Raw genomic sequence first — 15,261 nt, 5'->3', positions numbered from 1 at the left:
AGTCATTCTCTCCCTTTTCGTTTGGATTAAAAAAATAAAAATGAATCTGTGTGTTGACAAGAAAGCGCTAACGTGATATTCTCATCCCATGAAATAGAAACGTTTCCAAAATAAAATAATAAATGACATTATTCTTTTTTTTAGAACGAAATAGAAACGTTTCCAAAATGAATGGAGGGATTAAAGTGGAAGATGCAGCTATCAAAATAGGGCGATCTAAACCGCAGAGGGGAATAAAAAAGAAAGGAAAATTAAAGAAAAAATTGATGCGTGATAAATGGTTGTATGTATTGCTGTTACCAGGCCTTTTACTTACACTTGTTTTTAAATATTTTCCGATGTATGGAGCAATTATCGCTTTTAAAGATTACAATCCGATGCTGGGTATTTTAGAAAGTCCTTGGGTTGGATTGGCTCACTTTAAAGAATTTATCTTTTCACCAAATTTTGGGATGTTGCTTGAAAATACCTTGAAGATTAGTATCTTTGGTTTGTTGTTAGGTTTTTTCCCGCCGATTCTATTGGCCTTGTCTTTAAATCAAATTTTAAATGATAAGATCAAACAAAAACTGCAATTAATTCTTTATGCACCTAATTTTATTTCCGTAGTCGTGATTGTCGGAATGTTATTTTTATTCTTATCAGCTAACGGACCGGTGAATGCCATTGTTCAAAAAATAACTGGTAATCCCTTGATGTTTATGTCGAATCCGGATTATTTCCGTGCGATTTATATCTTATCTGGGATTTGGCAAGGAGTGGGTTGGTCTTCGATTCTTTATACCGCAACACTCGCGAGTGTAAGTACGGACTTATATGAAGCTGCAAATATTGATGGTGCGAATCTATTACAAAAAATTTGGCACATTGATTTACCGGCAATGCGTCCGATTATGGTCATTAGTTTTATTCTAGCTGCAGGAAATATTATGAACGTCGGATATGAAAAAGCCTTTTTAATGCAAACATCTATGAATATCCCGGCTTCTGAAATCATATCGACTTATGTCTATAAAGTGGGGTTACAGTCAGGAAATTACGCCTATTCTGCGGCCGTTGGACTATTTAATATGATTATTAATGTGGTCTTACTATTGATTGTTAATAATATTACCAAGCGTCTAAATGATGGACAAGGATTATAGAGGGGAGAATAAAAAATGAATCAATATACAAGTTTTGATCGTAAAGTTGTTTGGTTAAATTGGGTTTTAGTTGGTTTGTTAGTCATGATTACAGTGGTTCCTCTAGTCTACGTAGTGATTGCGTCTTTTATGGATCCAGCAACCTTGATTAGTCAGGGGATTAGTTTTAATCCAAAAGAATGGACAATTGAAGGGTATAAGCGTGTCTTTGCAGACGATTCGATTGTGAGAGGATTTATCAATTCCTTGTTTTATTCTTTTAGTTTTAGTGTCATAACGGTGTTTGTCACAATGATTACGGCCTATCCGCTATCAAAGCCAGATCTCTACGGGCGAGGGGTATTGATGACCTTTTTTGTGATTACCATGTTTGTCGGTGGAGGGCTTATTCCGACCTACTTATTAGTAAAAAATTTAGGGATGCTAGATACTGTATGGGCAATTATTATTCCTGGAGCCATTAATGTGTGGAATATTATTATGGCTCGAACCTATTTTAGCGGCTTGCCTAGAGAATTAAGTGAAGCAGCAACAATTGATGGTGCAAACGAATTGCAAATTTTATTTAAAGTCATTCTGCCATTATCCAAACCAATTATGTTTGTCCTATTTTTATATGCGTTTGTTGGCCAATGGAATTCTTACTTTGATGCGATGATCTATATCAAAGATGCGGACTTACAACCCTTACAATTGGTTTTAAGAAATATTTTAATTCAAAACCAACCGTCACAAGATATGGTTGGTGCCAATACCGCAATGGCTGAAATGAAGCAAATTGCCGAATTGATTAAATATTCAACGATAGTGATTTCCAGTTTACCATTAATCATTATGTATCCGTTCTTCCAGAAGTATTTTGATAAAGGCGTTTTGGTCGGTTCTGTTAAAGGATAAAAAAATAGATAGGAGCATTTAATATGAAAACGAGAAGTAAACTCTTACCAATTGTACTATGTAGTGTCTTTTTATTAGGAGCATGTGGCAGCAAGGGCGACAAGTCTGCCTCGAGTCCGGATTATGAACTTGAAGGGATTTCTTTTCCGTTGGAGGAAAAAGTCACACTTAAAATGATTTCCCAAAATGGGCCGCTTGCGCCTAAAGATCCGAATGAAAAATTGATTTTCCAACGATTAGAAGAGGAATTAAATGTCCATATTGATTGGACCAACTATAATGCAGATTTTGCAGAAAAGCGCAATTTGGATATTGCTAGTGGCGATTTACCAGACGCTATTTTTAACGCAGCTGCTGGGGATTACGACTTACTAAATTGGGCTGAAAGTGGCGTGATCATTCCTTTAGAAGAGTTAATTGATCAATATATGCCAAACTTACAAAAAGTGTTTGCTGAAAGGCCTGAATATCGCACATTGTCTACTGCACCAGATGGCCACATTTATTCACTTCCTTGGATTGAAGAGCTAGGTGCAGGAAAAGAATCGATTCACACGGTCAATGATATGGCATGGATTAATGTCGATTGGTTAGAGGCTCTGAATCTAGAGATGCCAACAACGACAGAGGAATTAATAACCGTTTTAGAAGCTTTTAAAACGCAAGACCCGAATGGCAATGGTGAAGCAGATGAAATTCCATTTTCATTTATTAATAATGGCGGAAATGAAGATTTAAAATTACTGTTTGGTGCCTTTGGAGAAGGCGATAACGATGATCATTTAGTCGTGGATGATGCAGGTAAGGTACAGTTCACAGCAGATAAGGAAGGATACAAAGAGGCAATTAAATATTTTAATCAGATGTATGATAAAGGGCTCATTGATATCGAAGCATTTGAGCAAGATTGGAACACTTATGTAGCCAAAGGAAAAGAACATCGTTATGGTGTGTACTTCACTTGGGATAAGGCGAATATTTCGGGGATGAATGAATCGTATGATGTCTTACCAGTTTTGGCTGGACCAGATGGACGTAAACACATCACTCGAACAAATGGTATGGGCTTTTCACGTGATCGATTTGTCATTACGAGCGCGAATAAGAACTTAGAACTAACCGCTCGTTGGATTGACAAAATGTATGAACCATTACAGTCGGTTCAAAATAACTGGGGAACATACGGTGATACAGAGCAAGCGAATATCTTTGAATTGAAAGACGGTTCGTTGCAACACTTAGATTTAGCAGGGGAAGCACCAGGAGAGTTACGTCAAAAAACCGAAGCATCTGGGCCGCTAGCAATCTTAGACAGCTACTATGGAACAGTTACGACAATGCCAGATGATGCAAAATGGCGTCTGGATTTGATGCATGAATACTATGTTCCTTACGTTAATAATGAAAATAACTACCCAAGGGTCTTTTTGGAAAAAGAGCAAACTGATCGTCTATCTAAAATTGAAACAGATATGTGGGATTACACCTATAGAAAGCGTGCGGAGTGGATAACGAACGGGAAAATTGATGCAGAATGGGACGAGTATTTAGCAGAACTGGACCGCGTCGGGTTAGAAGAATGGTTAGAAATTAAACAAGCAGGGTATGATACCTTTGTGAAAGGAGTAAAATAATTGTTAGTCAAAGAAGTGACACCATTAGAAAAAGCACAACAATTTATTAAAGAAAATAGAGACAATGTTCATCCGCGTTATCGACCGCATTATCATGCGACAACACCTATTGGTTGGATGAATGATCCGAATGGTTTTGTTTATTATGAGGGCGAATACCATTTGTTTTATCAATATTATCCTTATGACAGTCAATGGGGACCAATGCATTGGGGACATGTGAAATCAAAAGATTTAGTTCATTGGGAAGAACTACCTGTGGCACTGGCACCTGATCAATGGTACGACAAAGACGGCTGTTTTTCAGGGAGCGCGATTGAAAAGGATGGTAAGCTTTATTTAATGTATACCGGACATGTAACTGAAGGTGATCAAGTGATTCAAACACAATGTATCGCTGTCTCAAATGACGGTCTGACTTTTGAAAAGCATGTGAATAATCCCGTTATTGGTGAAAAATTGTTAGGTAGTGAAGGGTTAATTCAAGACTTCCGCGATCCGAAAATCATTCAACATGGAGACTTGTATTACTGCGTTGTTGCCACGAAAACAGCAGATAACCGTGGGAAAATCTTATTATTTTCATCGGAAGATTTATTGGAATGGTCATTTTTCTCGGTTTTATTAGAAGGAACGTCAGAACAAGGAGTCATGTGGGAATGCCCAGATTTCTTTCATTTGGATGGCAAAGATGTTTTAATCATGTCACCGATTCAAATCAAGAAAAAAGACCATGAGTACCATAATATTAGCTCGACAATGGCTTGTATTGGTGAAATGAATTGGGAGACGGGACAGTTGCATGTTGAAAATTTCCATGAGATGGATTTTGGTATGGATTACTATGCTCCTCAAAGCTTAATTGATGATAAAAATCGTCGGATTGTGATTGCTTGGATGCAAATGTGGGACCGTACGCTACCAACACATGATTTGGGTCATAAGTGGGCGGGCTCGATGACTTTGCCGCGTGAGCTAAGGGTCAGAAATAACCGACTCATTCAACGACCGGTGTCAGAGGTTTATAGTCAATTAGAGTATCAATACGGCTCAGAAAATATCCAAGTAACGGAACAACGGGTTGTTTTCCATCATTTGATTAAAGATAATACTTACATGCAAGTGGTGGCAGATTTATCTGAGGCACAACGCTTTACGATCCAATTAGCTAAGCAGGAGTCTGAACACCTGAGTTTAAACTATGAAACGGCCACATCGATGTTTACATTTAGCCGCAAAAACTTTGGCTATGAAATCAAAGGTGGGGAACAGGAAATCATTGATACGAGAAGTTTTCCTATCGAGTTGGTCAATCAGCAATTAATTTTAGAAATCTTTCGTGATACGAATTCGATTGAAGTTTTTGTAAATGATCAGGAAGTATTGAGTGCGACTTTTTACGAGAAGGAAAAAGGCACGGATTTAGTGTTTGTTTCAGAAGGGAAAACGCATATAGGTTCTTTCGAAGTAGCGAAAGTGAAAGCGTAAGTCCTTGGATACTACTAGTATTTTATCGAACCCTCAATTATACTGAACCTATCGATTAATTGAGAGGAGTCGCTAATGAAATGAATGCTACGATGAAAGATGTTGCAAAACGAGCGGGTGTTGGAGTGGGAACCGTTTCTCGTTTTTTAAATAATGGTTCTGTCAAAGACTCAACGCGTCAAAAATTGGAAGCGGCTATTAAAGAATTAAATTATCAGACCAACTATTATGCCAGAGGGCTAAAAACCAACCGGACTTATACGGTAGCGTTAATCATACCGACTGTTTGGAATCCTTATTTTTCAGAGTTTGCTTTTCATGTGGAGACAGCATTGGAACATCGAAAATACAAGATGTATTTGTGTAACTCAGATGGTGCCGTTGAAAAAGAAAAGGAATATTTACAAATGGTGACTCAAAATAAAGTCGATGGGATTATTGGTATTACTTACTCGGATATTGATGACTATATTTCGAGTAACCTACCTTTTGTAAGTATTGATCGTTACTTTACGGAAGATGTGATTTATGTAACGGCGGATAATATTAGCGGAGGACGTTTAGCTGCTCAAAAACTGCAAGAGTTGGGTTGTAAAAAAGTCGGCTATATTGGTGGCTATCAGGAAACACCGAACGAGACAAAGAGTCGGAGAAAATATTTCGAGATTGAATGCAATCAAATTGGATTAGATATCGCTGTATTAGATATGTTAGAACCATTGTCTGAACTAGAAGAGAAAATCGAAGCATTTTTAATTGAAAATCCAGGAATCGATGGTATTTTTACCGTCAATGACTCGATGGCAATCATTGTTTGTGATGTTTTAAAAAAAATGGGGAAATCCGTCCCAGACGAGGTACAAGTCATCGGATTTGATGGTCAAAAAATTTATCATGGCTCTCCTTATCTGGTTTCGACGATTGTACAACCATTGCAGTTAATGGCAGAATCAGCTGTAGAATTACTTTTAAAAGTTATCCAAGGAGAAAAAGTCGAAAATCGAACGGTATTACCTGTACATTTTGGCGAAGGACCGACAACTAAAAAAAGAATCAACTAATATTGCGATTCGTAGCAACTGGCGAGTCATTGACTAAGAGGGACGACCCAATAATGAACTTCAATGTTGACTTCTAAATTAAAGTTGCTATACTAATGGGACTTGAATAAAAAAGTTTTCTAGGGTTCCGTAGTTTCGACTAGCCTGGTCCGAGAGAAAACGCGCACTGCGTACACGGTAGGACAAAAGCCTAGGAGTAATGATCAATCGATCGTTACCTCTAGGTTTTTTTAATTTAGGAGGAGAAGTACATGTGGCAAGCATTACTCGTAACAATTTCAACAAGCGCATTCGATAGTTTAAATCCAATGGCTATCGGGCAACAATTTATTTTGCAAGGATTGGTCAAAAAACCACGAGATATTTGGTATTTTATTTTGACGACTGGGATTGTCAATTTTTTAGGTGGTGTGTTATTTTATTTTAGTTTATCGGATCTTTTTATTCGATTGTGGGAAAGTATTAAGAGCGGGTTAGCGCCTTATCTTTCATCGATCTTATTAGTATTAGGTGTTGCTGTGATCGGTTATTTGATTTGGTTCTTATGGCATAGTCGCTTTCAAAAATTAGAAGAAACCAAAGTAACCGTTAAAGGAAGTTTTTCACCAAAGGCGTTAGTGTTATTAGGTGTAGGTGCGACTATTTCAGAATTAGCAACAGCCTTGCCGTATTTTGCTTTTATTGGTTGGTTGATGAATCAAAGCTTTTCAGCTGTGTTAGTTATTGGTTTAATGGTGATTTATAATATCATTTATATGAGCCCGTTGATGTTAATGTATGTTGTTTATCGGACACAAGAAGCGAAATTTGATCGTTTCTATCACTGGATTCAATTGAAAATGTTCCAATGGAAAAAAGTATTGATCCCTGTTATTTTACTTTGTTTAGGAGTTTATTTATTCTGGCAAAGTTGGAATCAGTTTTAAATAATTACATGGCAAAGTCATTTTATTCGATATAATAGAATAAAGAGGTGGTAATTTAGATGAACATTGAAACGTATTGGCAGCAATTTTTAACAACAATGAACCTGCCAAAAGAAACGAAATATTTTGAAGCATTTTATTTTGGAAGTGACCAACAATCAGCAGAGCACTTGTTGCAGCTTGTCTTGGAAGGAAAGAAACGTGCGACAAGTTCAGCCGAAGAAGAATATTTTTTAACTAATGAGCCAGAACCCAAAGTTGGGGATTATTCAATTGTGACGGACTTTTCAGGGAATCCCAAATGTATCATTCAAACAACCGAAGTCCTTAAACTGAAATTTAATGACATGACCTATGATATTTTCCGACTAGAAGGCGAAGACTTGACGTTAGAAACGTGGCAAGAAAAGCACATTGAATTTTTTAATACCGTTGGGGCAATCGTCGGCTATCAGTACCACCCGGATATGATGCTTGTCTTTGAAAAATTTGAAATGGTATCGAGTGAGCGTTACTGCTAATCATTAGAAAGAGGGAAAGTAACATGAACGAGGGAGATACGAATTCATTTATTATTGGAAAAATGTCTCAAAAAGATGCACTTGAGATTGCAAATAACTGGAAATATCCTACACCGTATGACTTTTATGATATGACAGCCGATAGAGAAGATTACGAAGAAATCATTGACGCGAATCAAAGAGGCGATCATTATTTTACACTAACAAAAAATGGGAATTTAATTGGATTTTTTTGTATTTATCCTTATGAAGAAACCGAAGGCGAGTTTGAATATGGCGTAGGACTTCGACCGGACTTGACGGGTAAAGGATTAGGGACAGAATACAATCGAATCATGTTGGATTACGTAAAGAAAACATTTAAACCGAAAAAAATTTGGTTAGCTGTCGCAGATTTTAATCAAAGAGCGTTAGCCGTTTATGAACGTGTTGGATTTAATTTTGAGTCTCAGAAGAAACAAGCAACGAATGGATCGATTTATTCTTTTACTGTGATGAGTTTGTCTATTAGAAAATAAAATTAAAAATAAATGAGTGTTTATCGTTGACATTCATTTTATTCTCATGATAAGATGACCTCAATCTAAAAAAAGCGAAACGCAAGAGAAGTAATTTGAATGAGATTTTACAGCGAGCTGATGGTGGTGGGAATCAGTAAATCCTTTAGATGAAATGGACTTGCGTGCTGAAAAGCTGAATGGAGTAGGCTTTATCCGGGAACTCCCGTTACAGAGAAAGAGTATTGTTTGATACTTGATAGAGAAAATGAAATTTTTATTCATTATTTTGAGGTGGCACCGTGAATGTTATCGCCCTCAACCACGCTAATTTTTGGCGTGGTTGAGGGCTTTTTTGTTTTTAAAAATGAAATAATCAATCGAACCTAAGAAGAGTAGTTAATCGAATCATGTTTCCAGAGAGTTTACGGATGGTGGGACGTAGACACATTGTGATTAATGAATGGGCTTAGTAGATGAATCTTTGAACGAATAGTAGGAGATTTCCGGGAACTCCCGATATAGAGGAAGGCTGTTACTAGACAGCTGATAGAGAGTATTCAAGCGTTTGTTTGAATCAATTGAGGTGGTACCGCGAATTTTCGCCCTCAAATCATTGTCGGATATGGCAGTGATTTGAGGGCTTTTTTTATTACTTAAAAAGGGAGTGTCAATATGAGAAAAACAAAAACAATCAATGCCGATTGCATTACACCGGTATCGGCTTTTTTACGAATTAGAGGGGAAAATAAATGCTTATTAGAAAGTATTCCACGTGACAAAGAATCGAGCCGTTACTCGGTGATTGCCTATAATCCTGTTTTAGAATTACAGTTTCAATCGGGAATCTTTCATGTTTTGAATCATTTGACGAACGAGAAAAAAAGCTATCCAGTCACCGATCCACTAAAGGAAATTGAGCCATACGTTTTGACTGAAAATCAATTACTAGAAGAACTGCCTTTTCAAGGTGGGGCGATTGGCTATATTGGTTACGACGTGATTGCTTGTTACGAAAATATTGGTGAAATTCCGAGGGATGAGCTAGGCATTCCAGATATCGATTTGTTTGTTTTTGAAAGTTTTGTCATTTTTGATCACCAAAAAGAAGAAATGACGCTTGTCGCTGAAAATACGTATAGTCAACGCGATGAAGCCCAACTGGACAGTCAATTGGCTATGCTTGAAAGGGAGTTACAAACGCCAACGAAAGAAGAGCAAACGACCCTTGTGCCGGAAAAACTAAACTTTACCAGTCATTTTACGCAAGAAGCATTCGAAACGATTGTGAAAAAAGCAAAAGATTTGATTACCCAAGGCGACTTATTTCAAGTGGTTCCTTCCCAACGATTATCGGGGGAATTTAAACAGAACCCTTTTGATTATTATCGGAAATTACGATTATCCAATCCATCGGCGTACTTGTATTATTTAGATTTCAACGAAGAGACCAAAGTGATTGGTTCTTCTCCTGAGAGTTTGCTTCAAGTCAAAGGTGATAAAGTCATGACGAATCCGATTGCCGGCACACGTAAACGTGGAGCGACAAAGGCTGAAGATAATCAGTTAGCCGAAGAGTTATTAGCCGATGAAAAGGAACGGGCAGAGCATTTGATGTTAATTGATCTAGGACGTAACGATATTGGACGGATTGCTGAAGTGGGCAGTGTGACGGTGCCACTTTACATGGTGATTGAAAAATACCGCTACGTGATGCATATTGTGTCACTCGTTGAAGGGAAATTAAAGAAAGGCTTAACGGCAATGGATGCGCTAAAGGCGACATTACCAGCGGGGACGGTTAGTGGGGCTCCGAAAATTCGAGCGATGCAACGTATTTATGAATGGGAGCCGGTGAAACGTGGCGTCTATGCTGGAGCGGTTGGTTATTTTTCGCAAGACAATCAAGCCGATTTTGCCATTGGCATTCGAACGTTGGTATTAAAAAATCAACGTGCTTACGTACAAGCGGGTGCCGGAATTGTTTACGATTCCGATCCGACAGCCGAATATTTTGAGACATTACAAAAAGCCAAAGCGTTATTGGAGGTTGGAGAAAGATGATTTTACTTGTCGATAATTATGATTCATTTACGTATAACTTAGTGCAACAATTTGCCGATTTCCCAATCACTGTTTTACGAAATGACGATCCGAATTTATTAGCCGTTGCCAAAGAAGCAAAGGGAATTGTCTTGTCACCTGGTCCGGGATTGCCACATGAAGCAGGTTTACTAATTCGCGTAATTGAACAAACGTATCGCGAAAAACCAATTCTAGGTATTTGTTTAGGACACCAAGGATTGGGAGAAGTATTTGGTGGAAAAATCATTCGTGCACCGAAAATTGTTCATGGTAAGCAATCCGTTGTAAGTTATGAAAAAGCCGGCTTGTTTCAAATGATTGAAGGGGAGCTTGAGGTGATGCGTTACCATTCGTATATTGTCGAACGGGAAACGTTACCGGAGTGCTTAACGATTATGGCTGAATGTTCGGATGGGATTATGGCTGTACAACATAAGGAGTATCCTGTTTTTGGGTTACAATTTCATCCCGAATCGCTTGGAACACCACAGGGACAACGAATGATCGATGAATTTATTAAAATAGTGGAGGCGAGCTAAATGCAGCAATTATTGGATCAACTGTACAAAGGGCAACATTTATCATTTGAAGAAACGCAACAAATTGCCGAAGCGATTTTTAAGCAAGAATTTTCTGAAGGTCAGTTAGGTGCGCTACTCGTTGCCTTAAAATATAACGGCGTCAGCGTAGCAGAGCTTTCGGCTTTTGCGAAGGTTATGCAAAAAAATGCGCTGCGTTTAAGCAACACACCGAAAAATGCGATGGATAATTGTGGAACAGGAGGCGATCATTCGAATAGTTTCAACGTCTCGACTACCGCTGCATTTGTGCTAGCTGCAGGTGGAATTGTGATGGCGAAGCATGGCAATCGAAGTATCTCCAGTCGTTCAGGCAGCGCCGACACATTAGAGCAACTGGGGTTACGGCTTGAAACGAATGCGAATGAACTATCGGATTGGTTGAATGAGATTGGGATTGCATTTTTATTTGCGCCAGCCATGCATCCAAGCATGCGAGCAGTCATGAAGATTCGTCAAGAACTTGCGACACCAACGATTTTTAATTTATTAGGGCCACTAATTAATCCGGTTCCGTTAGAAACACAGTTAATGGGAACGTATGCCGGTGAAACGATTATGGATACAGCAGCAACGCTAGGTGAATTGGGTCGCAAACGCGCGATTGTTTTACATGGCGCAGGTGGCATGGACGAAGCCAATTTATCTGGTGTGACGAATGGTGCGCTTTTAGAAAATGGAAAAGTGACTGCATTCACTCTTAATCCAGAACATTATGGTTTTCAGACGGTTCCACTACAAGCGATTCTCGGCGGCAATGCCGCTGAAAATGCACAAATATTAAGCAGTGTTCTAACAAATCAAGCATCATCGTACTTAGAAACGGTCGTCTTAAATGCAGGACTTGGTTTTTTTGCTAATGGAAAAGTCACGACACTAGAAGAAGGTTTTGATCTTGCTCGAACGTGTATCGCATCGGGTGCGGCTTATGATAAATTACAAGCCTTGTTACAGGCGCAAAAATAGGAGGAAGTCGATGAACTTTTTAGATAAGATCTTACAAGAAAAGGCACGAGAAATCGAACAAATGCCAGAAGAAACGATTCAAACAAAAACGTTACGCCCATCCTTTTATGAGCAAGTGCAAAAAAATCCAGAGAAGATGCACTTAATTGGCGAAATTAAACGCGCGTCACCGTCTAAAGGAGATATCCAACCGACGATTGATATTTTGGCACAAGCACAGCGTTATCAAGCAGCTGGTGTCAGTGCGATTTCGGTTTTAACCGATACGGTTTTCTTTAAGGGATCAATTGACGATTTACGTGCCGTTAGTCAAGTGGTCGATGTGCCGTTATTATGCAAAGATTTTATTTTATCAAAGAAACAATTAATTCGCGCCAAAAATGCGGGCGCGAGCATCGTTTTATTAATTGTCGCAGCATTATCGGTGGCTCAGTTACAAGAACTTTACGTAGAAGCAACGGCACTCGGCTTAGAAGTTTTAGTCGAAACACACGATGCCGATGAGTTAGCGATTGCGGAACAATTAGGTGCAAAAATTATTGGTGTCAATAATCGTAACTTAAAAACGTTTGATGTCAGCATTGAAACAAGTGTCGCATTAGCCCCAACAAAAAAAGACGTCGTGTACATTAGTGAATCGGGTTTTAAAACGCCCAAAGATGTTGAGCAAGTTGCTCAAAACTATCATGCAGTCCTAGTCGGTGAAACGTTAATGCGTGCGGAGAATCCAGCCGAAGTCGCAAAAGCATTACAGGTACAACGGTTATGACAAAAATAAAAATTTGTGGATTAAAAAATCAAGCAATCGTTGAAACCACGGTCGAAGCAGGTGCCGATTATTTAGGCTTTGTTTTTGCACCGAGTACCCGTCAAGTGACCGCTGAAATGATCCGAGAAATCACAACGACCGTTCCAAAAAACATTCAAAAAGTCGGCGTCTTTGTTTCTCCAACGTTAAAAGAATTGCAACGCACCATTGAAATCGCACAACTTGATTTCGTACAAATACATGGAGACATCCCGACGTATCAAAGAAAAGAACTTGCGGTACCGATGATTCAAGCCTTGAACGGTCAAGCAGTCGATTTATCACAACAAATCATGAAAAGTCGCGCGGAACATTTATTACTCGATGCCCCGATGAAAAACCACCGTTACGCAGGCGGCAATGGGCAAGTCTTTGACTGGTCGAATATTTCAGGCAATCTGCACCAGCAATTACAACAAAAGACCTTTTGGATTGCCGGCGGTTTAACTAATGAGAACGTTGGCGAGGCAATTGCCTATTTTAATCCTTATGGTGTCGACGTTTCGAGTGCGGTTGAAACAGACGGTGTCAAAGATCGTCAAAAAATTCAAGCCTTCATAAAGGCAGTAAAGGAGTCAAAAAATGTATCAACAACCAGATGAAAAAGGCTTTTACGGCCAATATGGGGGACAATTTGTACCAGAAACCTTAATGGAGGCATTAAAAGAACTCAGCTCAGCTTACGAAGCATCAAAAAAAGATGAAGCCTTTCAAGCGGAATTAGCCACTATTTTAAAAGACTATGTCGGACGTGAAACACCCTTATATTTTGCCGAACAATTAACGAATCACTTAGGTGGCGCCAAAATTTATTTAAAGCGTGAAGATTTAAATCATACCGGTGCCCATAAAATTAATAATGCGATCGGACAAGTATTGCTAGCAAAAAAGATGGGAAAAAAGAAAATCATTGCTGAAACAGGAGCCGGTCAACATGGTGTTGCAACCGCAACGGCTGCCGCTTTGTTTGGCATGGAATGTACCGTATTTATGGGCGCACTCGATGTCGAACGCCAAGCACTAAATGTTTTTCGCATGGAACTTTTAGGTGCGAAAGTAGAAAGTGTTGTGGCGGGAAATAACACGCTAAAAGATGCCGTCAACGAAGCGTTGCGTTACTGGGTAGCCAATATTGAAGATACGCATTATATTTTAGGTTCCGCACTTGGCCCACACCCTTATCCAGAAATGGTCCGCGAGTTTCAAAGTGTGATCGGAAAAGAGGCCCGTCAGCAAATGTTAGCGAAAGAAGGCCGTTTACCGGACGTCGCGATGGCCTGTATTGGTGGTGGAAGTAATGCGATTGGTTTGTTTGCCCCTTTTATTAATGACGAAACGGTGGAATTAATTGGTGTGGAAGCCGCTGGATTAGGACTTGAAACCAATGAGCATGCCGCAACTTTAACCAAAGGAGAAGTCGGCGTCTTGCATGGTTCAAAAATGTATTTACTTCAAGATGCGGATGGACAAGTGATTGAACCATACTCGATTTCAGCCGGACTTGATTACCCAGGTGTGGGACCGGAACATTCTTATTTAGCCGATATTAAACGAGCAAAATACGTCGCGGTGACTGACGATGAAGCACTCGAAGCCTTTCATTTACTTTCACGGAAGGAAGGCATTATTCCAGCACTGGAAAGCTCACATGCGCTCGCACATCTAATTAAACTAGCGCCCGAACTCGCACCGGATAAAATCATTGTCGTTTGTTTATCTGGCCGAGGTGACAAAGACGTAATGCAAATTAAAAATCGAATGGAGGCTGAAAAGAATGACTGAAAAAAGCTTAACGACCTACTTACAAGATAAAAAAGCGAAAGGACAGAAGCTTTTTATCCCATACATCGTCGCGGGTGGCAGTGGTTTGGAACGACTCGAAGAAGAAATCCAAATGTTAGCTGACAGTGGAGCGACTGCGATTGAGTTGGGAATTCCCTTTTCAGATCCAGTAGCCGATGGTCCAATCATTCAAAAATCCGCCCAACAAGCTTTCGCTCATCAAGTCACCTTTGCAAAAATTGTCGCAATGTTACAAAAAATCAATGCTCCTGTACCCATAATTTTAATGGGCTATGCCAATTCCTTTTTACGTTTTGGCTTTGAACGTTTGTTAAAAGAATTAGAATCAACCGACGTCAAAGGGCTGATTATTCCGGATATTCCTTATGAACATCAAGAGTTAATTTTACCAGCACTCGATCAAACCGATATTGCGTTAGTCCAACTCGTAACTTTAATGAGTAAAAAAGAACGGATTGAACAACTCGTCAAGGGCGCACAAGGTTTTATTTATGCAGTCACAGTTAATGGTACAACTGGCGTCAACCAAACGTATCGCGAGTCCCTCGACAAACATTTAGCTGATATCACCGAACTGAGCGAAATCCCTGTTTTAGCCGGATTTGGTGTATCAGAACGAGCGCACGTCGAACGATTTAATACCTGTTGCGATGGCGTAATTGTCGGATCGAAAATAGTCGATTCATTAGCGCGAAAAGGTGTCAAAGAAACAGGAAAATTGGTTTTAAACTTAACGGGGAATGCGGGATGATAGGTTTTTAACACAAAAAAAGAAGAGCAGATGCGTCTTCTTTTTTTGCTTGTATTAAGGGGGAATCAGATTGATTAATCCATTAGGGGCATATATGGTTA

15 protein-coding genes, 1 riboswitch and 2 other annotated features are annotated in these 15,261 nt (G+C 39.2%); all 15 genes read left to right on the top strand.

Annotation, left to right across the window (positions count from 1 at the left end; genetic code table 11):
- Nucleotides 1-266 precede the first annotated feature (266 nt).
- The 15 genes from IEV09_RS11105 (at nt 267) to trpA (ending at nt 15,160) form a co-directional block, all read left to right on the top strand.
- Entirely contained in the window at nt 267-1,145 is an 879-nt protein-coding gene (locus IEV09_RS11105) for an ABC transporter permease (RefSeq protein ID WP_229731714.1), read from the top strand.
- A gap of 15 nt (nt 1,146-1,160) precedes the next feature.
- On the top strand, nt 1,161-2,042 hold the full coding sequence (locus IEV09_RS11100) for a carbohydrate ABC transporter permease (protein WP_188368377.1): 882 nt from the start codon (nt 1,161-1,163) through the stop codon (nt 2,040-2,042).
- Nucleotides 2,043-2,065: 23 nt separating this feature from the next.
- Entirely contained in the window at nt 2,066-3,676 is a 1,611-nt protein-coding gene (locus tag IEV09_RS11095) for an ABC transporter substrate-binding protein (protein WP_188368376.1), read from the top strand.
- Nucleotides 3,677-5,164: a glycoside hydrolase family 32 protein gene (locus IEV09_RS11090; RefSeq protein WP_188368375.1), complete on the top strand. Its 1,488-nt coding sequence runs from the start codon at nt 3,677-3,679 to the stop codon at nt 5,162-5,164.
- Between the two features lie 80 nt (nt 5,165-5,244).
- Complete coding sequence (locus IEV09_RS11085) at nt 5,245-6,225, top strand: LacI family DNA-binding transcriptional regulator (RefSeq protein ID WP_188368374.1); 981 nt, start codon at nt 5,245-5,247, stop codon at nt 6,223-6,225.
- A 108-nt stretch (nt 6,226-6,333) separates the two neighbouring features.
- Nucleotides 6,334-6,424, top strand: a riboswitch (guanidine-I (ykkC/yxkD leader).
- Nucleotides 6,425-6,476: 52 nt separating this feature from the next.
- A complete protein-coding gene (locus IEV09_RS11080) occupies nt 6,477-7,151 on the top strand; it encodes a GAP family protein (protein ID WP_188368373.1) in 675 nt (224 codons plus the stop codon).
- Between the two features lie 59 nt (nt 7,152-7,210).
- A complete protein-coding gene (locus IEV09_RS11075; RefSeq protein WP_188368372.1) occupies nt 7,211-7,672 on the top strand; it encodes an ASCH domain-containing protein in 462 nt (153 codons plus the stop codon).
- Between the two features lie 23 nt (nt 7,673-7,695).
- On the top strand, nt 7,696-8,190 hold the full coding sequence (locus IEV09_RS11070) for a GNAT family N-acetyltransferase (protein ID WP_188368371.1): 495 nt from the start codon (nt 7,696-7,698) through the stop codon (nt 8,188-8,190).
- A gap of 68 nt (nt 8,191-8,258) precedes the next feature.
- Nucleotides 8,259-8,492 (top strand) — a binding site (T-box leader).
- A gap of 47 nt (nt 8,493-8,539) precedes the next feature.
- Nucleotides 8,540-8,782 (top strand) — a binding site (T-box leader).
- A 62-nt stretch (nt 8,783-8,844) separates the two neighbouring features.
- Nucleotides 8,845-10,233, top strand: coding sequence for an anthranilate synthase component I (gene trpE / locus IEV09_RS11065; RefSeq protein ID WP_188368370.1), 1,389 nt, complete (start codon nt 8,845-8,847; stop codon nt 10,231-10,233).
- Nucleotides 10,230-10,793: an anthranilate synthase component II gene (locus IEV09_RS11060; RefSeq protein WP_188368369.1), complete on the top strand. Its 564-nt coding sequence runs from the start codon at nt 10,230-10,232 to the stop codon at nt 10,791-10,793. The genes trpE and IEV09_RS11060 overlap by 4 nt, the downstream gene beginning before the upstream one ends.
- A complete protein-coding gene (gene trpD / locus IEV09_RS11055) occupies nt 10,794-11,798 on the top strand; it encodes an anthranilate phosphoribosyltransferase (RefSeq protein WP_188368368.1) in 1,005 nt (334 codons plus the stop codon). It abuts the gene before it with no gap.
- A 10-nt stretch (nt 11,799-11,808) separates the two neighbouring features.
- Nucleotides 11,809-12,567 (top strand): indole-3-glycerol phosphate synthase TrpC, encoded by a 759-nt coding sequence (gene trpC / locus IEV09_RS11050; protein ID WP_188368367.1) that lies wholly within the window; start codon nt 11,809-11,811, stop codon nt 12,565-12,567.
- Nucleotides 12,564-13,208 (top strand): phosphoribosylanthranilate isomerase, encoded by a 645-nt coding sequence (locus IEV09_RS11045; RefSeq protein WP_188368366.1) that lies wholly within the window; start codon nt 12,564-12,566, stop codon nt 13,206-13,208. The genes trpC and IEV09_RS11045 overlap by 4 nt, the downstream gene beginning before the upstream one ends.
- The gene (gene trpB / locus IEV09_RS11040) at nt 13,189-14,388 is read left to right on the top strand and encodes a tryptophan synthase subunit beta (protein ID WP_188368365.1); all 1,200 of its coding nucleotides are present in this window, start codon (nt 13,189-13,191) and stop codon (nt 14,386-14,388) included. The genes IEV09_RS11045 and trpB overlap by 20 nt, the downstream gene beginning before the upstream one ends.
- Nucleotides 14,381-15,160 carry a tryptophan synthase subunit alpha gene (trpA, locus tag IEV09_RS11035; protein WP_188368364.1) on the top strand — a complete coding sequence of 260 codons (780 nt, stop codon included), beginning with the start codon at nt 14,381-14,383 and terminating at the stop codon, nt 15,158-15,160. The genes trpB and trpA overlap by 8 nt, the downstream gene beginning before the upstream one ends.
- The last annotated feature ends 101 nt before the right edge of the window (nt 15,161-15,261 follow it).

The sequence above is a fragment of the Enterococcus alcedinis genome (assembly GCF_014635985.1).
GTDB classification, from domain to species: Bacteria; Bacillota; Bacilli; order Lactobacillales; family Enterococcaceae; genus Enterococcus_I; species Enterococcus_I alcedinis.
This window is presented reverse-complemented; position numbering and strand designations above follow the sequence as displayed.